Genomic DNA, 21,082 nt, shown 5'->3' with positions numbered 1-21,082 from the left:
GCGCCGCCGTTGGTGCGGCCCGGTGAGGCAGACCCCAATTTTTGGGCCGGATAAAGGCTCTCCGGGCGCTCTGCACCCACAATTTGTGCCCGAGGCATCAGGGAAAACACCTACATTCGGGCAGCCTGCGCCCTGCGGAATGAAAGGTAGGTGTTTTTACCTATTTGATTTTATCTAGGCAAGGCTAAACTTTCAGGCGTCCGGCAGGGAGTGCGGAAACGCCTCCGGAGCCGGCCAGTTGAGAGTTTCTCCCTGCGTGATCCCTTTCGAGGGGCTGGCGGTTTCGCCAGACAAAAGTGATCATGCTTTTGCAGGCTCAAGCCTTTTTCAGGCTTGGGCCATTTTTTTTGCTCCCTGCGCGGGCCGCCCGCCCCCGGCCGCGGCCGTTGCGTTATCCTCTTCCCCCCTGAACTCCCGGGGTTTCTAGTCTTTAAGAACCCTGGGAGGAACGGGCAGACCAAGCATCGTGAACAAATCACGATGCTTTTTTGCTAACTGCTGGCTGACCCATTTGTTGTGAGTCTTCAGCTTGGTGGCCTGGACGTTCCTGAGTTTGGCCAGTGCGAGGGTCAGGGAATTGCCCGGGAGCTTCAGATCAGAATTGCTTTGAGTCTGAGCCCTAGCACTGAAGGACATCCTGGTCCTGAGGGTCTGCGCGAGGATGTAAATGAACAGCCGGCCGATGTAGGTGCTGTCCGTCGAGCGGATCCTGTCGCCGTGGATTTCGTTTTTAAACTGGTCAAAGGACTGCTCGACCACATTCCTTTCCCGATAAATTTCCAAAGCGGCGAAAGGATCCGCAATCTCATTGGTGCGGATGACAAAGCAGCCGTAATAGCGCGTTTCCTTTTCGATTGCTTCGTAGTCAGGCTTCCATACCGGACGTCCTGAGTCATCCTTTGTGCAGGTCAGAAAATTTTTAACGTCCTGCCAGGCCTGGCTGTCGACAGAACGCCTTTCATTCTTCTTTTTCAAGGCTTTCTCGATGGCCTTGAGCAGGTCAAAAGATTCCTTTGCTGCCCGGATGTTGTTTCTGTAGAGATGGAGGGCAACCTTGACGTCCTGGCGGTTGGAGCGCCATTCGGCGTCAGGCGCGGTGACGGCGGCAACCTCCAGCAGACCGGACTGGCAGGCAGGTTTTTCAAAATCCTTCCTGTGTTTGTCAAACTTTCGTTTGACCGAGTCCTCGACGACCCGCACGCCCTGGACGAACCGCAGGTTCAGCTCCAGGGATTTCTGGGTGTTCATGATGCTGCTGTAGCCGCGGTCCGTGACAAGGAGCATCTTGTCCAGTTCAATGCCTTCGTCCCGCATCTGAAAAAGGATTTCACGGAAAGAGGCCGCGTCATTGATGGACCCCTCGTAAATGTGGGCGAAGACTGCCTCTCCGGTGACGTAGTCGCAGACGAAGGCGAGATTGACCTGCCTGAGTTCCGGGTTCTGTTTGGCATGACCGTAGGCGGCGTCTCTGATCGTCTCGGAGTAGGTGGAGATGCTCGTGCTGTCCAGGGCCAGCATTTGCGGCGGGACATAGCTGCCGGGCTTGAGCGAGGCTTTGATCAGGGCGCTGCGCTGCCGGGCTTCCTCGGCAGAGCGTTTGAAGCGGAGCTTGAAATAGGCCTTGAGCTTGTCGCGGTCCACCTGTTCCAGAACTTCGGAAATTCTCTGGCTGGACAAAGGCCGGGCCCCCGGCAGATAAACCCCTGAGAGCCAGTCGCTGTAGAGCATCATGGCCTGGCCGGCGTCGAACTGGAAGATGGCCAGATCCATGAGCTTTTCAGCAAGATCCGCGCCAAACACGGACTTCAGGTCATCCCTGATGCCGTGGAGAATGCAGTATTCCCGGGCCGCCCAGGTGCAGCCCATGGAAACGGTCTCGTTCTGCTCCCAGCCTTCATCGGAAGCCGGTTCCTGCGGCTCCGCTTCTCCGACGTCCTGTGCGCTGACCAGTGAGTTTCCAGCCCAGTACCAGTCCCTGCCAGCGTATTCCGGATGAAGGGCAAGAAAGGCTTTTCCCACACGGACTTGGCGGGTCTGCGGATCCAGCCTGCCGACATGATGCCGCTCCGCAATGCGCGACTGATGTTTCTTTGGATCCCACTTGTTGCGGTAGGTGTAGACATAGGTCCTTCCCTGTTTGTCCGTGTAAGTGGAAAAGTTCATTTTGCCGGAGGCGTTTTCAGAAGAATCCATGGCGATAGCATGTTTTTATTAATTATAGACTATGATACCATAAAATAAATACCCCGGCAAATTCAAATCATTGAATTTCCGGGATATTTGAAATTAATTTGGCCTGAGTTTGTCCTGCGTCAACCCCTTCTGGAGCTAGGATCGCGGGAGTTTCCGTTCCCCCAGCTTCGCCGAAATCATGTCAAAATGCCTTCAAGCCCGGTCAATCCGCCGTCCGGATCAGGGCGGCCTGGGACAGGCCGGACATTAAAAAAAGGATAAGAAATTGGACCAGCCATCTGACACTATCGAAGCGCGCCTGAGAAGCCTAGAACTGGTGCAGACGCTCCCCGAGCTGCTCACGCAGCACATCCCCTGCCACGCCCGGCTCGAAGCCTTCAGGGAGTACAGCAGCCGCGAAAAGCGCTGGGTGAGCCTCAACTACGAGCAAATGAACGAGCGGGTGCAGCGCTGGCGCGAGGCCTTCGCCGCAGCGGGGCTCGAGCGCGGCGACCGCTGCGCGATGCTGATGCCGAACTGCGTGGACGCGATCTGCTTTGACCAGGGCGTGCTCTCCGACGCCTTCGTGCCGGTGCCGCTGCACGCGATCGACACCCCGGGCTCCTCGGCCTACATCCTGCAGGACTCCGGCTGCCGCGTCCTTGTCACGAACAAATACCTCAAGTGGAAGGGCATCCGCGACTGCGGCGTGGAGCTGCCCGATCTGAAGCTCGTCGTGATCACCGACGACGAGGTTCCCGCCGACCCCGCCGACCGCATCGAGGTGATCCCGCTCGAGACCTTCCTCGAGCGCGGGCGCGGCACGCCGCTGCCCCCCGGGCCGAAGGACACGGACCTCGGGGCGATCGTCTACACCTCCGGCACCACCGGGCGCCCCAAGGGCGTGATGCTCACCCACCGCAACATCCTGAGCAACGTGCGGGCCGTGCTCAAGCACCTGCAGCCCGAGCCCACCGACCGCTGGTTCTCGTTCCTGCCCCTGTCGCACACCTTCGAGCGCACGACGACCTACTACGTGGGCATGGGCATGGGCAACCCGATCATCTTCTACCGCTCGATCGCCACCCTCGCCAAGGATCTCAAGTACGCGGCGCCCAACGTGATGATGGCGGTTCCGCGGGTCTACGAGCAGATCTACGCGAAGATCATGCAGGAGGTGCGCCGGCAGCCCAAGGCCGCGCAGGCGCTCTTCAACTGGGCCGTGGACGTGGGCTGGCGGCGCTTCTGCCGCGAAAACGGGCTGCCGGCCGCGCCCGGCCGGCTCTCGTTCCTCGACCCGATCGTGGCCGGCCCGCTTGACCGGCTGGTCGGCGCCAAGGTGCGCTCGGCCTTCGGCGAGCACAGCCACATCAACGTCTTCGTGTCCGGCGGCGCCGCGCTCAACCCGGTGGTTGCGCGGTGCCTGCTCGGCCTCGGGGTCACCATCGTCCAGGGCTACGGCATGACCGAGGCCTCCCCGATCATCACGGTGCACAAAAAAGGCGCGATCCACCCGACCACGGTGGGCCCGGCCCTGCCGAACCTCGAGGTGAAGCTGGGCGAGGACGACGAGCTGCTCGTGCGCGGCCCCTCGATCATGAAGGGCTACTGGCACAACCAGAAGGCGACCGACGAGGCGATCGACTCCGAGGGCTGGCTGCACACGGGCGACGTCGCGGAAATCTACGAGGACGGACAGATCAGCATCAAGGGCCGCATCAAGGAGATCATCGTCACGTCGACCGGCGAGAAGGTGCCGCCCGCGGACCTCGAGCAGGCGATCGAAGTCGACCCCTTCGTCGACCAGGTGATGGTGATCGGCGACGACCGTCCCTACATCGCGGCCATCATCGTGCCCAACAGGCAGGCCTGGGAGGCGCTCTGCGCGAAGCTCGGCGTCGACCCTGCGGATCCCGCCACGCTCCGGGCCCGGCCCGTGCGGCAGGCGGTCGTGCATCTGGTGAAGGCCGCCACCCGCAGCTTCCCGAACTACGGGATCCCCCGCGACGTGCTTCTGACCCTGTCGCCCTGGACGATCGACAACGGGGCGCTCACCCCCACACTCAAGCTCAAGCGCCGCGTGATCCTGCAGCGCCTCAACAAGGATATTGAAGAGCTTTACGGCTCCCGCGAGTGAACATGACATACAGCAACCGTTTGGATATGAGGCCTGTGGAGTACCCGGAAGGCTGCCGGGTGCTGCCCGTTCTGCTTGAGCGGGCCGCCCGGCTCTGGCCTGACGGCCGGGCCTACGAGTGGTTCGACCGCCGCTCCGAGAGCTGGCGCAGGATCTCCTGGAAGGAAGCGCTCGGCCTCGTGCGGCGCTGGCAGAAGGCCTTCTCCGCCCTCGGTCTGCGGCGCGGGGACCGCGTCGCGGTGCTCCTTACGAACGGACCCGAGGCGATCCTCACGGACCAGGCGCTGCTCGCGAACGGCCTCGTGCCCGTGCCCATGCATGCGATCGACACGCCGGCGGCCTGCGCCTTCGTGCTGCAGGACAGCGGCGCGCGGGCCCTGATGTCGGCCTCAGAGGCGCGCTGGCACGCGATCCGCGACGCCGCCCCGGAGCACGGGCTCGACGCGCTCGAAACGGTCGTGCTGGTCTCGGACGCCCCCAGCGAAAAGGACGCACCGTACCACGAGCGGGTGCTCTCGCTCGAGGACTTCCTCGCCGCGGGCGAGGCGGCCGGGCTGCGGCCCGAAAACCGCCCGGGCCCCCAGGACCTCGCCGCGCTTGTCTACACCTCCGGGACCACCGGGCGGCCCAAGGGCGTCATGCTCTCGCACCGCGCGATCATCGCGAACCTCGAGCAGATGTCGCACGTCTTCCCGCTCACCTCGAAGGACACCTATTTCTCCTATCTTCCGCTCTCGCACGCCTTCGAGCGGACCGTGGCCTACTACTACTCGATCGCCAACGGCGCATGCCTCGCGATCGCGCGCTCGGTGGGCACGCTGCTCGAGGACATGCAGCACACCCGCCCCACGCACATGAACACCGTGCCGCGGGTGCTTGAGAAAATCCACACGAAGTTCCTCAACGACGCCTCCGCGGGGGGCGAGGCGGCTCTCAAGACGCTCGCCTGGGCGCAGGAGGCCGGCTGGAGGCGCTTCTGCCGCATCAACGACCTGCCCGTCGAGCACACGGCCCGCGAGGAACTCGACGAGGCGGTGTGGCCGCAGCTCGACGAGAAGGTGGCCGGGCGCGTGCGGGCGATCTTCGGCGGCCGCATCCGGGAGCTGATCTGCGGCGGGGCCGCGCTCAACTACTCGGTGGCGAAGTTCTTCTGCGCGATGGACATCAACCTGCGGCAGGGCTACGGGCTCACCGAGTCCGCGCCCGTGATCTCGGTCTCCGAGACCCCGGGGAACCACCCCGCCACCGTCGGCCGGCCGATGCCCGGGATCGAAGCGAAGCTCGGCGATAACGACGAGCTGCTCGTGCGCGGCGCCCAGCTCATGGACGGCTACTGGAACCGCCCGGAGGCGACCCGCGGGGCCTTCACCGAGGACGGATTCCTGAAGACCGGCGACCAGGCCGACCTCTCCGACGGGGGCCGCATCCGCATCAAGGGCCGCATCAAGGAGATCATCGTCACCTCGACGGGCGAGAAGATCCCGCCGGTCGACCTCGAGTACGCGATCCAGGGCGATCCCCTCTTCGAGCAGGTCCTCGTGGTGGGCGAAGGCCGCCCCTTCATCTCGGCCCTCGTCGTGGTGAACCCCGAGCAGTGGGGGCAGTTCTGCCGCGGTCTCGGGCTTGATCCGGCCGACCCCGCGACACTCAGGCACCCGAAGGCGAGGCGCGCGGCGATCCTGCGGATCCGGGCCCGCACGAAGCATTTCCCGCAGTACGGGGTGCCGCGCGCGGTGATGCTGCTCTCCGAGCACTGGACGCCGGAGAACGGCCTCACCACCTCCACGATGAAGCTGCGCCGCCAGCAGATCACAAGCCGCTTCCTCGGCGAGATCGAGCGGCTCTATCAGAACAGCCCGGCCTGAGCGATGCTCCTCTTTGACTCCCACTGCCACATCAACGCGCCGGAATTCGACCAGGACCGCGCAGAGGTGATCGCCCGCATGAAGGAGGCGGGGCTGTGCGGCGCGGTGGTGATCGGCTGCGAAACGCGCGAGCTCGAGCCGCTTCGCTCGCTCGTGGCCGCGAACCCGGGCTACCTCTGGGGCGCCTGGGCCTACCATCCCGAGTACCGCGACACGGAGCCCGAGCCGGACGTGGAGGCGATCGTCCGCGCGAACAGCACGAAGGACTTTGTCGCCGTAGGCGAGACCGGGCTTGACTTCCACTGGTGCGAGCCCCCGCGGGACTGGCAGGTCGAACGCTTCGTGCGGCACATCGAGGCCGCACGGCGCCTGGGCAAGCCCCTCATCGTGCACGCCCGGGAGGCCGAGGCTGAGGCCGCCGACATTCTCCGGGCGGAGAACGCCGGCGAGACGGGCTTCGTGCTGCACTGCTTTTCCTCAAGCCCTGAGGTCGCGCGGCGGGTGCTCGACGCGGGCGGCATGGTGGGCATCAACGGCAACGTCACTTTCAGGCGCTCCACCCTGATCCAGGAGTCCTGCCGGGCGGTGCCCCTCGAGCGGATCCTTGCCGAGACCGACTGCCCCTACCTCGCCCCCGTCCCCAGGCGCGGCCGGCGCAATGAACCGTCGTTCGTCTCCTTCACAGTGGCTAAAATAGCAGAACTGCATGGCTGCACCGTCGAAGAGGCGGCGTCCGCCACCACGCAGAACGCAATAAAGTTTTTCCGCCTCCCCGGCGGCGCCTCCCCGCAGCAGCAGGGCGGGCCCGCGTGAGGCCTGGCGCGTGTTTTTCAGGAACCAGCATGAAGAAATTTGTCAAAACCTCTTTGTTTTCAGCTCTGGCGGCCGCTGCGGCGGCGCTTGCGCCGGCCGCGGCCCTCACGGCCCTGCCCGCCGCTGCCGCTCAGGCCGCCCAGGCAGGCGCCGAGGAGGCCTATGCGAACTTCACCGGAGCGGTGAAGAACAACCGCGCCGATGTCGTGAAGAAGATGCTCGACCAGGGCTACAACCCCAACGTCAAGATGCCCAACGGCGACCCCGCCCTCGTCTACGCGATCCGCGCCGACAACGACCGGGTGATCCCGCTGCTGCTTAAGGCGAAGGGCATCGACGTCGACAAGGCGAACGCCTCCGGGGAATCCGCCCTGATGGTGGCGGCCTATAAGAAGAACCGCACGCTCGTGAACGAGCTGCTCGCGAAGGGCGCGATCGTCGACCGCTCCTCGGGCTGGTCGCCGCTGCACTATGCGGCGGCCGCGGGCTCGCCCGAGCTCGTGGATCTCTTTCTCAAGAAGGGCGCCAACCCGAACGTCCGCACCAAGTCCGGCGTGACCCCGCTGTTCATGGCCGCGCGGATCGCCAACCGCGCCTGCATCGAGAGGCTGCTCAAGGCGGGCGCCCGCAAGGACCTCTGCAACGACCGCGGCCAGAGCCCCGCCGACATGGTGAAGGCGAACACGACCACGCTCGACACGAAGCTGATTGACCTGCTCGCCACCAGCAAGTGCGCGAAGTAAAAGCCGGCCCTTCGTTCCGGCCATAAAAAAACGGATTCCGCGTGGACCATGCGCGGGATCCGTTTTTTCATAAGCCTGAGGCCGGATCCGGAACTGAAATCCACCGGCCCTGCGCCTTCAGCGCCGCAGCGACAGCGCCCGCATCACGGCGTCGGCCTCCCCGGCCTCGAGCTGCCCCGGGGCCGAGCCGCCCCCGACCCGGGCGAAGGTGAGCGCCGAGCCGAAGACTTCACCCGCGACGCGCGACACGGCACCGAGGGCTCCCATCGCCATCGTAATGAGCGGGCAGGACAGCTCCGCGCGGGCCCGCGCGGTCGCGAGCAGCAGCCGCGCGACATCTTCCGCGCTCTTCGGCATCACGGCGATCTTCGCGACATCGGCTCCGAGCATGGCTTCGCGCCGCAGCACCGAGAGCATCGCCTCGAGCTCCGGAGTCTTCTCGAAATCGTGCCGGCTCACGATCACGCCCGCGCCGCTCAGGTGCGCGGCCTGCACGAGGCGGCTCACGATCCCCTCGCCCCAGCAGAGCTCGACATCGATCAGGTCGGCGCGCGCGCTGCGGGCGAGGCTGCCCACGAGCCGCTCGTACTCCGGGCCTGAAAAGGAGGCCTCGCCGCCTTCGCCCTTCGAGCGGACGGTGACGATGAGGAGCTTTGCGCCCGCGCGGGCCCAGGCGATGTTCACAAGATCGGCAAGCTCAAGGATCTCGTCGCTGTTGCGGCCGCAGTCCAGCCGGTCGAGCCGCAGCTCGATGCCTGCGACCTCGGGGCGGGCGCTCAGGCTCGAGACCGACTCGAGCATCGCGCCGGGCGTGTCGCCGGAGGCGGAGACGAGGATGCCGGGACGGCCGGCTCCGATCACATAGCCCTTGCCCGGCACGCGGTAGATGCCCTTTTCACTGTCGCTCATTGCCCTTTCCTCCCTGTCGACCGGCGTCGCCTCTGCTTTTGCGCCGCTCAGGCGCGCCTCGCGGCGGCGGCCGCGGCGAGATCCATGAAAACCTCAAAGAGGCGCCTCTGCGCCGGATCCCTCTGCCAGAGATCCTCCGGGTGCCACTGCACGGCCGAGACGAGGCCGTCCGCGCTTTCGAGCGCCTCGACCACGCCGTCTTTCGCGCGCGCCGCGACCGCAAGCGACGGAGCGGGATCCTTCACCGCCTGATGGTGGCGCGAATTCACAAAGGCCTCTTTCCCGAAAATCGCCGCAAGGCGGCTCCCCGGCTCAATGCAGACATGGTGCACGGGCCGGTCCGGCGCGGCCTTCTGGCTGTGCTGGACGAAGGAGCCCGGCAGCTCCGTGGGGATGTCCTGGTAGAGCGTGCCGCCCAGGGCGACATTGATCACCTGCAGGCCGCGGCAGATGCCGAAAACGGGCAGAGCCTGCGACCGCGCCGCACGGATGATCCCGATTTCAAAGGCATCGCGCACCGGAGTCGTCCGCCCGAGCCCGCTCCGGGGCTCCTCGCCGTAGAAATGCGGCGCCACGTCGCAGCCACCCGGCGCGATGAAGCCGTCGAAAAGCTGCGCGTAGGCTTCGGGGGGCACCCGCTCGGTCTCGGCGAAAATAACCGGCACGCCTCCGAGCGACTCAATCGCCTCGAGAAGCCCGTCGGATTCATTGTAGGCCGTCATCGCGGGCATCTGCGGGACTTCGCCGGCGGTGGCGGTGACAGCTATGCGGGGCCTGCGCTTCGTCACTCTTTGTTCCTCTCTTCTTTTCGTTTAAGGCAAAAGGCGCCTCTGCCATCTTAAAGCGAAAGGCGCCCCGGAGGGCGCCTTTCACCGCCTTCAGCCGCGCCTCACGGAAGGCGGGCTTTCCCTAGCCCCGGCCTTTCAGCGCGTGACCTCGGAGGTGATTTTCACCACCAGGTTCGAGCTCCCGACCGAGACCGCGGGCGTGTAGCCCTCGAGGTCGCCTGGCTGCGGCATCAGGTTGCCGGTCTTCGAGACCCTCGCGCCCACCACCACGCGGCTGAGGGATTCAAGCCCGCCCATGCCGCCCGGCAGCCGCATCGAGGAGTCGATGGTGAAGGACGCGGGAAGCTGCGAGGCCTTCAGCTGCGTCACCGCGACCGGCATCTTCGAGCCCTCGACGGGGCGTGCGAAGACAAAGACGGTCTCGTCGCCGCTGAGCTTCGACTTCAGGTCGGGGGAAATCGTCACTGTGCCGGAGAGCTTCGCCGCCGCGGCGGGCGAGGCGGCCCTGCCGCTCGGGCGCTCCTCGAGGCGCTTCACCTGGGCGGTCTCGGTGAGCTGCGGCATCCCGGCCTTTGCGCGGGCGTCGTTCACCATGGCGATGGTGTTGCTCCAGTCCTCGCTGCCGGGCTCCTGCGTGCGCAGGATCCGCTCCCAGACGGAGGCCGCCTGCCGGTATTCGCCCCGGTTGTAAAGCGCCGTGCCCTTGAGGGCGAGGGCCTTCCAGAGCGAGGGCTCGATCTTCAGCGCCTCATCGACCAGCGCCTCGGGCCGCCCCGAGAGGTTCCCGGTCTGCGCGGCAAGGCAGTCCGCCCAGTCGGCGAGCACCTGGGCGCGGGCGCTGCCCTGAAGCAGCGAGGCGAGCTTCTCGTAGGCCGCCGAGGCCTTGTCGAAGCGCTTGAGCGCATCGTTCGTGCGGGCGTAGAGCATCCAGCCGTTCACGTCCGAGGGATTGTCCTTCAGGTTCTGCTCGAGGTGCGCGAGCTGGGCGTCGAGCTCAGCCATCGAGTGGCCGCCCGAGCTGCTCTGCGCCTGGGCCACCTCGGGGTTGAAGGCGTCCCAGGTGCCGAAGCGCCAGTAGATCACACCGGCGGCGATCGGGACAAAAAGCGCGATGAAGAGGAAGGTGCCGAGGCGCTGCCTGCGGTCGGCCTTCTCAAGGCCCGCGTCGGGCTTCGTCTCCTCGAGCACGCGCCGCTCGAGCTCGGTGCGGACCTCCTCGTACTCGGCCTGGCTCAGGCGCCCCTCGCTGCGGTTTTTCTCCAGGGCGGCGTATTCGCCCTGCAGCGCCTCGAGGTTCGTCTTCACGCGGCCGTCATCGCCCGTGCGGGCGGAGCCGCCTCTCGCTCCCCAGAAAAGCAGCAGCAGGACCAGGGCGGTGAGAATCACCGCGGTAATGATGAAGGCTGCCATCACGCATCTCCCTTTCCGCCGCGGCCTTCGTCCGAGCCGCCGTTCAAAAGCCGCAGCGCCTCTCTGCGCTGCTCATCGGTCAAGGGCGCGGGCCTCTGGCCCCCGCCCTTTCTCCTGCGGCGCACCGTGACGACGTACCAGGCGAGCACGAGCACGAGCAGCGCCGCGGGCCCGAGCCAGAGCAGCGCGGTCGTCGCCTTGAACGGGGGCTTGTAGAGCACGAAGTCCCCGTAGCGGTCCGTCATGTAGCGGATGATCTCCTCGTCGGTGCGCCCCTGCGCGATCTGGTCGCGCACCTGGCGGCGCAGGTCGATCGCAAGGTCCGCGTTCGAGTCCGCGATCGTCTGGTTCTGGCAGACGAGGCAGCGGAGGTTTTCCGAGATCTTCAGCAGCCGCTTGTTCTTTGCCGGATCGAACTCGTCGGAGGCCGCCTCGCGGCCCGCAGCCGGGGCGGCAGCGGAAGCCGCCGCGGAGGCCGCCGCGGCAGAGGAACCCGCCGGGGCCGCGGCCGAAGGCGCGGTCTGCGCGCCGGCCGCAGCCGCCGCGAGAAGGAGGGCGCCCGCAGCCGCCGCGGCCGCCAGCTTCAATTTATTCGTCATCATTCCGCCTCCAGTTTTTCGAGCAGGGGCTTCACGTCCGTCTTCCAGGCCTTCTCCATCATGGGCCCGATCACCTTGTGGCGGATCACGCCCTTCTTGTCCACGATGAAGGTCTCCGGCACGCCGTAGACGCCGTAGTCGATTCCAAGCTTGCCCTCGGGGTCGCGCAGCACGTAGTCATAGGGGTTGCCGAACTGCGAGAGGAAGGCGAGCCCCGGGGCCGCCTTGTCCTTGTACTGCAGTCCCACGACGACGCTCTTCAGTTCCCCGGAGCGGCGCAGGTTCATGATGTAGGGATGCTCCTCGCGGCAGCTCTCGCACCAGGAGGCCCAGACGTTGAGCAGCCACACCCGGCCCTTCAGCTCGCTGCTGGAGACCTTGCGCTCCATGTGGTAGAGGTCCTGCAGCTCGAAGGCGGGGGCAGGCTTGCCGATCAGGGGCGAAGGCACCTCGTGGGGATCGAGGTAAAGGCCCTTCACCAGAAAGCCCGCGAGCACCACGAAAAGAACAAGCGGAAGCAGATACTTGAGTTTTTTCATCTTTATGCGTCCTGATTTCCTAGCCCGCGTCCGCGGCGCGGCCCGAGCGCCGGTAGCGCCGGTCGCTGATTGCGAAAATGCCGCCCAGCGCCATCAGCAGCGTTCCAATCCAAATGAAAAGCACGAAGGGCTTCGCGTACACGCGCACGATCCAGCCTCCGTCGCTGGTCGGGTTGCCGAGCGCCGCGTAGACGTCGCCGGTGAGACCGTGCCTGATCGAGGCCTCGGTCATCGGCATGCCGCGCGAGGAGAAGTAGTCGCGCTTTTCCGGATGGAGCTTGCCCGTTTCGCGCCCGCCCTCGATCAGGGTGATGTCCGCCCTGCGCGAGAGGTAGTTGGGGCCGCGTTGCTCGGACACGCCGTCAAACCGGAAGGTGGTCGAGCGCACCGTCACCACGTCGCCGGGGTGCATGCGCACGTCGCGCTCGGCCTGATAGCCCATCACCATCGCAATGCCGAAGACCGTGACGCCGACGCCCAGGTGCGCGAGCTGCATGCCCCACCAGGAGGCGCTCTGCCGGCGCAGTCCGGCGAAGAACGACGGGGCGTTGCGGGATCCGGCGCGCGCCTCGTGGATGATCGAAAAGAGAACCCAGAAGGCGAGGAAGGCGCCCACCGCCGGCCAGAGCTTCAGACTCCCCATCGCGAGCGGCACGGCGACGGCCGCGGCGACCGACAGCAGCAGCACGAGCCAGAGCTCGCGGCAGATGGCCGCGGGATCGGCCTCCTTCCAGCGCGTCATCGGGCCGATCGCCATGAGGAAGACCACCGGCATCATGATCGGGCCGAACACCGCGTCAAAATACGGCGCGCCCACGGAAATTTTCCCCAGTCCCAGCGCGTCGAGAACCAGCGGGTAGATCGTGCCCAGCAGCACCGCGGCCATCGCGACCAGCAGGAAGATGTTGTTCACGAGCAGCATCGACTCGCGCGAGACGATCGCGAAGCTCCCGCCGCTGCCCACCTCAGGGGCCTTCCAGGCAAAGAGCACGAGCGAGAGCCCGATCACGAGGCACAGGAACACGAGGATAAAGAGCCCGCGGGCCGGATCGGTGGCGAAGGCGTGCACGGAAGTGAGCACGCCCGAGCGCACGAGGAAGGTCCCGAGCAGGGACAGCGAGAAGGTGACGATCGCAAGAAAGACCGTCCAGATCTTGAAGCAGCCGCGCTTTTCGGCCACCGCGAGTGAATGCATCAGCGCGGTCGCGGTGAGCCACGGCATGAAGGAGGAGTTCTCCACCGGATCCCAGGCCCACCAGCCGCCCCAGCCGAGCTCGTAGTACGACCAGTAGCTGCCCAGCGCGATGCCCAGCGTGAGAAACACCCAGGCTGCCGTAGTCCAGGGGCGCATCCAGCGCGCCCAGGCGATGTCAAGGCGGCCCGAGAGCAGCGCCGCGATCGCAAAGGCGAACGGCACCGAGAAGCCCACGTAGCCCAGGTAGAGCAGCGGCGGATGGAAAATCATCCCCGGGTCCTGCAGCAGGGGATTGAGGTCCGCTCCCTCGGGCGCGGGCGGGAAAAGCCGCAGGAAGGGGTCGGAGGTGGTCAGAATGAAAAGCAGGAACCCGGTCGCGACCAGCCCCAGCACCGAGAGCACGCGGGCCTGCGTCACTTCAGGGAAGCGCTTTGCGGAAAAGGCCACCGCGCAGGACCACCATCCGAGGCACACGACCCAGAAGAGGATCGAGCCCTCGTGCGAACCCCAGGTCGCCGCGAGCCTGTAGTACCAGGGCAGCATCGAGTTCGAGTTGTTCGCGACATTGAGCACCGAGAAGTCGCTCACAAAGAAGCACCAGGCGAGCGTGCCAAAGGCAAGCGTGAGGCACAGCGCCACGGCGATCGAGGCCGGGCGCGCGAGGTCGGCCCAGCTGCGTACGCCCAGATACGTGCCTGCCATGGGCAGCACGCCCTGCACGAGGGACAGGACGAGGGCGAGTATCAGGGCAAAATGTCCAATTTCGGCTATCACAGAACTTTCTCCCGTTGTCTAAAACCTTCCCCTGCGGGCTGTGGCGCGGGGCGTCATTTCGGAGCGGCGGCCGCACGGGCCTTCTTCGCGTCTTCCATCGCTTTCGCGGCCTCGGGCGGCATGTAGTTTTCATCGTGCTTCGCGAGCACCTCGGAGGCGACGAAAACCCCCGACTCGCCAAGCTTGCCCTGCGCGACCACGCCCGTGTTCTCCGCGAAAAGGTCTGGCAGCGACCCCTTGTAAGAGCAGGCGACGTCATGGCTGTCGTCGGTCACGACGAAAGTGGTGGTCATCCCGTCGGGGGAGATCTTCACCGTGCCCGTCTTCACCATGCCTCCCACGCGGAAGGCGCGCCCCTTGGGGGCCTCGCCGGCCGCGACCTGGCTGGGAGAGTAGAAGAAGACCACGTTCTCCGACATGGCCGAGTAAATGAGGCCTCCGGCCACGACGCACGCGGCGAGGGCGAGCCCCCCGAGGATGAGGATCTTTCTTCTTGAGCGGTTGGCTGCCATCGCTTCACTCCCGCGGCCGGGGTTCGGCCCCGGCCTGTTCGTCTTCCAGGCGCGCGATCCGGCGGATCTCGGCCAGCGCCGAGCGACGGCCGCGCCGCAGGCCGATCAGTTCAAGGACGATCGCGAGCACTGCGGCGCCCCAGGCCATCCAGACCCAGAAGCCGTGCCCGCCCATCGCGAAAAAGGCTGATGCGCTTTCCCAATGCATTTAACGGTCTCCTTGGAGCGCGACCGCGCGGGCCCAGGGCTCGCGGCGGCAGCGCTTCAGCACTTCGGTGCGGGTGCGCTCAAGAACCGCTCCCGTGCAGTAAATCCACAGGGCCGCCACCATGACGAGCACGGTGTAGAACATCGTGGTCTCCATCGAGGTGCCCCGGGTGGTGATGGAGGCGCCCTGGTGCAGGGTGTTCCACCAGCGCACCGAAAAATAGATGACGGGCACGTTGAGCGCGCCCACGATCGCGATCACCGCGGCCGCGCGGTCGGCCTTGCGGTAGTCGTCGATCGCCTCGTGCAGCGCGATGTACCCGAGATAGAGGAAAAAGAGGATCAGCATGCTCGTGAGCCTCGCGTCCCAGACCCAGTAGGTGCCCCAGGTGGGCCTGCCCCACATCGAGCCGGTGAAAAGCGCGATGAAGCCCATCAGGGCGCCGGTCGGAGCCATCGCCACGGCGAAGGCCGGGGCCATCTTCGAGCGCGTGACGAGCCCCCAGACCGTGTAAAGCGCCATCATGACGTAAATGAAGAGGCTCATCCACGCGGCAGGGATGTGCATGAAGATGATGCGGTAGGAATTGCCCTGCCGGTAGTCGATCGGGGTCACGAAAAAGCCCATGTAAAACCCGACCGCAAAAAGGACGAGCGCGGCCGCAAAGCAGCCTTTGGCAAGGGGGCCCGCAGACTTGTAGAAGCGCTCCGGATCCGTAAAGCAAGGAAAGCTCATGGCGTCAGCCTCTTTTCTCCAATCATTCTTCAACCGGTCGACCTGTTCCCCGCGGAACTCCGCCCCGTTACCCCCCGCTGCGCGCCTTCAGGAGACCGCGATGCGCAGCGCCGCGGCCGAGGCCCAGGGGGCCACCGCGAGCGCGAAAAGCGACAGGGCAGCGGTGATGAGGAAGTAGGCGCCGGGCGCCACCGACACGGCGACCGCCCCCGCCGCCCCGGCGCCGAAAATGAGCACCGGGATGTAAAGCGGAAGAACCAGCAGCGAGGTGAGGACGCTGCCCGCCCGAAGCCCCAGCGTGAGCGCGGCCCCCACCGACCCGATCAGCGAGAGCACCGGGGTGCCCAGCAGCAGCGAGGCGGCCAGCGCCCCGGTCACGGCGGGCTCCAGATCAAACATCAGGCCCGCGAGCAGCGAAAAAGCCGTGATGGGGATGCCCGTGGTGAGCCAGTGCGCGAGAGTCTTCGCGAGCACGATGAGCGCGAGGGGATCGGGCGAGAGGATCATCTGCTCGAGCGTCCCGTCGGCGAAATCCTGCGCGAAAAGCCTTGGCAGCGACAGAAGCGCCGCCAGCAGCGCCGCCACCCAGACGACGCCCGGGGCGATGCTGCGAAGCAGCCCCGTCTCCGCCCCCACGCCCAGGGGCACGAGCGTGATCACGACCAGAAAGAAAAAGACGGTCTGCAGCAGGTCGGCCTTCTGGCGCATGGCCAGCATCAGGTCGCGGCGCACGACGGCAAAAAACAGCTTAAGCATGGCGCGCCTCCCGGCCTTTGCGCCCCGGCGCGAAAGCCGAGACGTCAAACTCGAAATACCCGGGAGCGCTCAGCCCCGAGGCCTGGTGGGTCGTCATCACGGTGATGCCTCCCGAGGCGGCGTGCGCCTCGATGAGGCGGCACAGGGCCTCGACCCCGCGGGGGTCGAGCGCCGTGAAGGGCTCGTCCAAAATCCAAAGCGGCACCGGCTCCGAAAGGTAGAGCCGCGCGAGGGCCGCGCGCCTGTGCTGGCCCTGGGAGAGGGAGCGCGCGGGCTCGTCCTCGTAGCCCGCAAGCCCCACGCGGCGAAGCGCCTCGCGGCACCCGGCCTCGTCTGCCGGGCGGCCGAAAAGCGCCGCGTTCACCCGAAGGTTCTCCAGGCAGGAGAGCTCCTCCTTCAGGCCGTTCATGTGCCCGATGTAAAGAAGCTCCGCGCGGTAGTCCCCGCCCAGCTCCCTGATCGGGCGGCCGCGCCAGAGCACATCTCCCGACTCGGGCTCGAGCAGCCCCGTGATGATCCTCATGAGGGTGGTCTTTCCCGCGCCGTTCTCCCCGAAAAGGCGGACGACGGCGCCGGCGCGGGCCTCGAGCGAGAGCCCCCGGTAGAGGCAGCGCTCTCCCCTCACGCAGGACACCCCCCGAAGGCTGAGCTTCGGGGCGGCAAGCGGCTTTTGCTCCTGTCTGTTCATCGGATGGATCGTCTCATGTGGCAGAGCGCACGTCTGCCTGCTTTTTTCTTTTCCTGCAGCCGGCCCCTGTCTATATAGAAGCCGGAGCGCGCCGCCCTGCGCCTACAGCCAGGCGCGGCACTTCGTCTGCGAAAGTTTAGGAAATCGTCATTAAGCCTCGCTTAAGACTCCCGGCGCGGTTTCGGGAACGGGGACGGCTTAGTATTTTCCCTTATATCCACCTAAACTCCCGCCGCTCCATCCCGCCTTTATGGGTGGTCTTCGCGCTTTCTCAATTTGACCAGAATCAAATCACTACCCCAAAAGAAATAATTGCCGGCCAAACCATTAATACTGTATGAAAATACACTAGTGATAACACCTAATCTTTCTGAAAAATCCGGCAGGTATTTATTTTTGCCGGGTCTTCCCTTACAGTGGGGGCGACGGGAGACGAGTGCACCTCACTCCCAGGTTTTTTACCCACCACAGAAGCGAAATCCAAAGCCGCAGCCGGCCCAGGCCCCTGGAGTAAAGGGCGCCGCGGGCCGGTCGAACAGACGGCTTGAAAGAGGAGATAGCTATGGCTGAAACTCAGTATGAGGCCCTTCGCCGCCAGGGCGTGAGCCGCAGAAGCTTTCTGCAGTTCTGCTCACTGACCGCCGCGAGCCTCGGGCTCGGCAGCGCCGGCGCCAAGGACATCGCCCAGGCGATGCAGACCAAACCCCGCGTCCCGGTCGTCTGGCTGCACGGCCTTGAATGCACCTGCTGCTCGGAGTCCTTTATCCGTTCCTACCACCCGATCATCAAGGACGTGGTTCTGTCGATGGTCTCGCTCGACTACGACGACACGCTGATGGCCGCCGCCGGCGAGCAGGCTGAGGAAGCGCTCGAAGACACGATCACCAAGTACAAGGGCCAGTACATCCTCGCCGTCGAGGGCAACGTGCCGCTCGGCAACGACGGAACGTTCTGCGTGCCTTCGGGCCAGATCTTCCGCGACAAGCTCATCCGCGTCGCCAAGGACGCCAAGGCCGTGATCGGCTGGGGCTCCTGCGCCGCCTGGGGCTGCATCAACACCGCCAAGCCCAATCCCACCGGCTCCGTGCCGATCACCGAGGTGATCTCCGACAAGCCGATCGTGCTCGTGCCCGGCTGCCCGCCGATTCCCGAGGTGATGACCGGCGTGCTCACCTACATCCTCACCTACGACCGCCTGCCCCCGCTCGACCGCCAGGGACGTCCGAAGATGTTCTACGGCCAGCGCATTCACGACAAGTGCTACCGCCGCGGCCACTTCGACGCCGGCCAGTTCGTCGAGAAGTTCGACGACGAGGGCGCGAAGCTCGGCTACTGCCTCTACAAGATGGGCTGCAAGGGGCCGACCACCTACAACTCCTGCTCGACCCTGCGCTGGAACGAAGGCCTGTCCTGGCCGGTCCAGTCCGGCCACGGCTGCATCGGCTGCTCCGAGGCGAACTTCTTCGACAAGGGCTCCTTCTATGACCACGAGACCACCGTCCTGCCTCCGGGCTGGGGCGGCGTCGAGGCGACCGTCGACAAGGTCGGCCTCGGAGTGATGGCCGTCGTGGGCGTCGCCGCGGCCGCCCACATTGCGGCAAGCGCCGTGGTTCAGGCCCGCGCGAAAGGCAATAACAAGCACATTGGAGAAGGCAAATGAGTGAAACCCGTATCGTCGTTGACCCGCTGACCCGAATCGAGGGCCACCTGCGCGTCCAGGCAGTCATGGGCGGTGACGGCAAGCTCGCCGACGCCTATTCCACCGGCACGATGTGGCGCGGCCTCGAAGTGATTCTGAAAGGCCGCGATCCCCGCGACGCCTGGGCCTTCGTCGAACGCATCTGCGGCGTGTGCACCGGCATCCACGCGCTCGCCGCCGTGCGCTCCGTCGAGGACGCCATCGGCATCAAGATCCCGAAGAACGCGAACATCATCCGCAACCTGATGAACGCGACGCTCTACGCCCAGGACCACGTGACGCACTTCTACCAGCTGCACGCGCTCGACTGGGTCGACGTCGTCTCCGCGCTCAAGGCCGACCCGCGCGAAACCGCCGCCATCGAAGCGAAGATCGCGCCGCACCATGAGCTCAACGGCGTGGGCTACTTCAGCGACATCCAGCGCCGCCTGAAGGACTTCGTCGCCACCGGCCAGCTCTCGATCTTCAAGAACGGCTACTGGGGCCACCCCGCCATGAAGCTGCCGCCCGCGGTGAACCTGCTCGCGACCGCGCACTACCTGGAGGCCCTTGACTTCCAGCGCGAAGTGATCAAGATCCACACGATCCTCGGCGGCAAGAACCCGCACCCGAACTACCTCGTGGGCGGCGTCGCCTGCCCGATCAACGTGAGCGGCTCGGGCGCGGCCGGCAACGGCCTGAACGAAGTGACGCTCAACTACATGCGCGACATCGCCAAGTACGCCGTCGACTTCGTGAACAACGTCTACCTGCCCGACCTCAAGGCGATCGCTGCCTTCTACCCCGAGTGGACGAAGGTGGGCGGCTACAAGAACTTCCTGTGCTACGGCGACTTCCCCGAGGTCGCGAACCAGTGGGACAACAAGAGCTGCCAGATGCCCGCCGGCGCGATCCTCAACGGCAACCTCAAGGAGGTCATGCCGGTCGATCCCCGCAACACCGAGGAAATCCAGGAGTTCGTCGATCACTCGTGGTTCAAGTACGAGGACGGCAAGAAGGGCCTGCATCCGTGGGAAGGCGACACCACGCCGCACTACGAGCTGCCCAAGGGCGCCGAAGGCACCCGCACGAAGTTCTCCTGGCTCACCACGAACGGCAAGTACTCCTGGATCAAGGCGCCGCGCTGGAAGGGCCACGCGATGGAAGTGGGCCCGCTCGCCCGCCTCGCGGTCGGCATCGCCCTTGACGTCGATCACGTGAAGCAGCCCGCGCTGCAGCTGCTGCAGGAACTCAACCTGCCGCTGGAAGCCGCCTTCTCCACCCTCGGCCGCACGGCCGCCCGCGCCCTCGAGGCGAAGTGGGCCGCCGAAAAGATGGTGCAGTACGTCGACGACCTCACCGCCAACATCAAGGCGGGCGATGAAGCCGCCGCCAACATGGAGAAGTGGGAGCCCTCGACCTGGCCGAAGGAGTGCAAGGGCGTGGGCCTGTGCGAAGCCCCGCGCGGCGCGCTCGGCCACTGGTGCGTCATCAAGGACGGCAAGCTCACCAACTGGCAGGCCATCGTGCCCACCACCTGGAACGCTTCGCCGCGCTCCGACGACGGCGAGATCGCCCCGTTCGAGGCCTCCCTCAAGGGGACCCCGATCGCCGATCCGAAGCGCCCGGTCGAAATCCTTCGTACGATTCACTCGTTCGACCCGTGCCTCGCCTGCGCGTCGCATCTCTTCTCGGCCGACGGCAAGGAAATCACGAAGGTCGTTTCCGAGTAAGGAGGCATCCTCATGAAAATCGACAACACCACCTACGAGGTCGACCTCTCGGACGGCAAGTGCCACGCGATCTACGTATGGGAAGCTCCCGTGCGCGTCTGGCACTGGCTTATGGTCGTCACGATGGTGACGATGATCGTGACCGGCTACCTGATCGGCCGCCCGCTCAGCTCCAACATGGCTGACACGTGGCAGACCTATCAGTTCGGCTACATCCGCATGCTTCACTTCATTGCGGCGTTCGCCTTCACCGGCCTGTTCATCTACCGCATCTTCTGGGCCTTCATGGGCAACCGCTACGCGCGTCAGATCTTCCTGCCGCCGCTGTGGTCCTGGAAGTTCATCAAGGGCATCGTGAACCAGGCGCTCTACTACCTCTTCATCAAGAAGAGCGCCCCGGAGTACGCGGCCCACAACCCGCTCGCCGCGGTCGCCATGTTCGCGTTCTTCGTGCTGGGGTCCTTCGGGATCATCATCACGGGGTTCGCCCTCTACGGCCAGGCCTTCGGCGCGGGCACCGGCTGGGAGACGCTCACCGGGTGGGTGATTCCGCTCTTTGGCGACTCCCAGGCCGTGCGCACGACGCACCACGCCCTGATGTACGTGTTCTGCCTGTTCATGGTGGCGCACCTCTACATGGCCAGCCGCGAGGACATCATGGGCGGCGCCACCGAGATGTCGGCCATCACGAACGGCCTGCGCATGTTCAAGCACGCGAAGTAAGCAAGGCGGTTTTCGCCCCTCTCCTGCCGCGGATGACATTCTTATCTACGACGAGAGGGGTATGAACCTCACGGCGGGACTTCCCTCCCATGGTGGAAGTCCCGC

At 65.5% G+C, this 21,082-nt stretch carries 19 protein-coding genes; 7 read left to right on the top strand and 12 right to left on the bottom strand.

Annotated elements, in window-relative coordinates; all coding sequences use genetic code 11:
* Nucleotides 1-423: 423 nt before the first annotated feature.
* Entirely contained in the window at nt 424-2,193 is a 1,770-nt protein-coding gene (locus MUN46_RS06425) for an IS1634 family transposase (protein ID WP_285230573.1), read from the bottom strand.
* Between the two features lie 265 nt (nt 2,194-2,458).
* Between MUN46_RS06425 and MUN46_RS06420 the strand changes: the two genes are divergently transcribed.
* From MUN46_RS06420 to MUN46_RS06405, 4 genes are read left to right on the top strand one after another with little or no spacing between them, the layout of a single operon-like run.
* Complete coding sequence (locus MUN46_RS06420; RefSeq protein ID WP_243376203.1) at nt 2,459-4,309, top strand: AMP-dependent synthetase/ligase; 1,851 nt, start codon at nt 2,459-2,461, stop codon at nt 4,307-4,309.
* A 2-nt stretch (nt 4,310-4,311) separates the two neighbouring features.
* Entirely contained in the window at nt 4,312-6,174 is a 1,863-nt protein-coding gene (locus MUN46_RS06415) for an AMP-dependent synthetase/ligase (protein WP_243376204.1), read from the top strand.
* Between the two features lie 3 nt (nt 6,175-6,177).
* Entirely contained in the window at nt 6,178-6,987 is an 810-nt protein-coding gene (locus tag MUN46_RS06410) for a TatD family hydrolase (RefSeq protein ID WP_243376205.1), read from the top strand.
* Nucleotides 6,988-7,016: 29 nt separating this feature from the next.
* Nucleotides 7,017-7,730 (top strand): ankyrin repeat domain-containing protein, encoded by a 714-nt coding sequence (locus MUN46_RS06405; RefSeq protein ID WP_243376206.1) that lies wholly within the window; start codon nt 7,017-7,019, stop codon nt 7,728-7,730.
* Between the two features lie 117 nt (nt 7,731-7,847).
* Here MUN46_RS06405 and aroD read toward each other — a convergent pair whose 3' ends face one another.
* From aroD to ccmA, 11 genes are all read right to left on the bottom strand, one after another.
* Entirely contained in the window at nt 7,848-8,639 is a 792-nt protein-coding gene (aroD, locus tag MUN46_RS06400) for a type I 3-dehydroquinate dehydratase (RefSeq protein ID WP_243376207.1), read from the bottom strand.
* Nucleotides 8,640-8,686: 47 nt separating this feature from the next.
* Nucleotides 8,687-9,427: a gamma-glutamyl-gamma-aminobutyrate hydrolase family protein gene (locus MUN46_RS06395; protein WP_243376208.1), complete on the bottom strand. Its 741-nt coding sequence runs from the start codon at nt 9,425-9,427 to the stop codon at nt 8,687-8,689.
* A 135-nt stretch (nt 9,428-9,562) separates the two neighbouring features.
* Complete coding sequence (ccmI, locus tag MUN46_RS06390; protein WP_243376209.1) at nt 9,563-10,837, bottom strand: c-type cytochrome biogenesis protein CcmI; 1,275 nt, start codon at nt 10,835-10,837, stop codon at nt 9,563-9,565.
* A complete protein-coding gene (locus tag MUN46_RS06385) occupies nt 10,837-11,439 on the bottom strand; it encodes a cytochrome c-type biogenesis protein (protein ID WP_243376210.1) in 603 nt (200 codons plus the stop codon). The genes ccmI and MUN46_RS06385 overlap by 1 nt, the downstream gene beginning before the upstream one ends.
* Nucleotides 11,436-11,975: a DsbE family thiol:disulfide interchange protein gene (locus tag MUN46_RS06380; RefSeq protein ID WP_237979165.1), complete on the bottom strand. Its 540-nt coding sequence runs from the start codon at nt 11,973-11,975 to the stop codon at nt 11,436-11,438. The genes MUN46_RS06385 and MUN46_RS06380 overlap by 4 nt, the downstream gene beginning before the upstream one ends.
* 19 nt (nt 11,976-11,994) lie before the next feature.
* Nucleotides 11,995-13,944, bottom strand: coding sequence for a heme lyase CcmF/NrfE family subunit (locus tag MUN46_RS06375; protein ID WP_243376211.1), 1,950 nt, complete (start codon nt 13,942-13,944; stop codon nt 11,995-11,997).
* Nucleotides 13,945-13,997: 53 nt separating this feature from the next.
* The gene (ccmE, locus tag MUN46_RS06370) at nt 13,998-14,456 is read right to left on the bottom strand and encodes a cytochrome c maturation protein CcmE (RefSeq protein ID WP_243376212.1); all 459 of its coding nucleotides are present in this window, start codon (nt 14,454-14,456) and stop codon (nt 13,998-14,000) included.
* Between the two features lie 4 nt (nt 14,457-14,460).
* Entirely contained in the window at nt 14,461-14,664 is a 204-nt protein-coding gene (ccmD, locus tag MUN46_RS06365; protein ID WP_243376213.1) for a heme exporter protein CcmD, read from the bottom strand.
* Nucleotides 14,665-15,399 (bottom strand): heme ABC transporter permease CcmC, encoded by a 735-nt coding sequence (gene ccmC / locus MUN46_RS06360; protein ID WP_243376214.1) that lies wholly within the window; start codon nt 15,397-15,399, stop codon nt 14,665-14,667.
* A gap of 87 nt (nt 15,400-15,486) precedes the next feature.
* A complete protein-coding gene (gene ccmB, locus MUN46_RS06355) occupies nt 15,487-16,155 on the bottom strand; it encodes a heme exporter protein CcmB (protein WP_243376215.1) in 669 nt (222 codons plus the stop codon).
* Nucleotides 16,148-16,843, bottom strand: a complete 696-nt coding sequence (ccmA, locus tag MUN46_RS06350) for a cytochrome c biogenesis heme-transporting ATPase CcmA (RefSeq protein WP_243376216.1) — start codon at nt 16,841-16,843, stop codon at nt 16,148-16,150. Before ccmA ends, ccmB begins: the two co-directional genes overlap by 8 nt.
* Nucleotides 16,844-17,405: 562 nt before the next feature.
* On the opposite strand from ccmA, the gene MUN46_RS06345 reads away from it, so the two are divergent.
* From MUN46_RS06345 to cybH, 3 genes are read left to right on the top strand one after another with little or no spacing between them, the layout of a single operon-like run.
* Nucleotides 17,406-18,503 (top strand): hydrogenase small subunit, encoded by a 1,098-nt coding sequence (locus tag MUN46_RS06345; protein WP_245398869.1) that lies wholly within the window; start codon nt 17,406-17,408, stop codon nt 18,501-18,503.
* Nucleotides 18,500-20,254: a nickel-dependent hydrogenase large subunit gene (locus MUN46_RS06340; RefSeq protein WP_243376217.1), complete on the top strand. Its 1,755-nt coding sequence runs from the start codon at nt 18,500-18,502 to the stop codon at nt 20,252-20,254. The genes MUN46_RS06345 and MUN46_RS06340 overlap by 4 nt, the downstream gene beginning before the upstream one ends.
* Nucleotides 20,255-20,266: 12 nt before the next feature.
* Nucleotides 20,267-20,977, top strand: a complete 711-nt coding sequence (gene cybH / locus MUN46_RS06335) for a Ni/Fe-hydrogenase, b-type cytochrome subunit (RefSeq protein WP_243376218.1) — start codon at nt 20,267-20,269, stop codon at nt 20,975-20,977.
* Nucleotides 20,978-21,082: the final 105 nt, after the last annotated feature.

Source organism: Mesosutterella faecium (assembly GCF_022809315.2).
Taxonomy (GTDB): domain Bacteria; phylum Pseudomonadota; class Gammaproteobacteria; order Burkholderiales; family Burkholderiaceae_F; genus Mesosutterella; species Mesosutterella faecium.
Note: the sequence above shows the minus strand (reverse complement) of the source record. Positions and strands in the feature narration are given on the sequence as shown.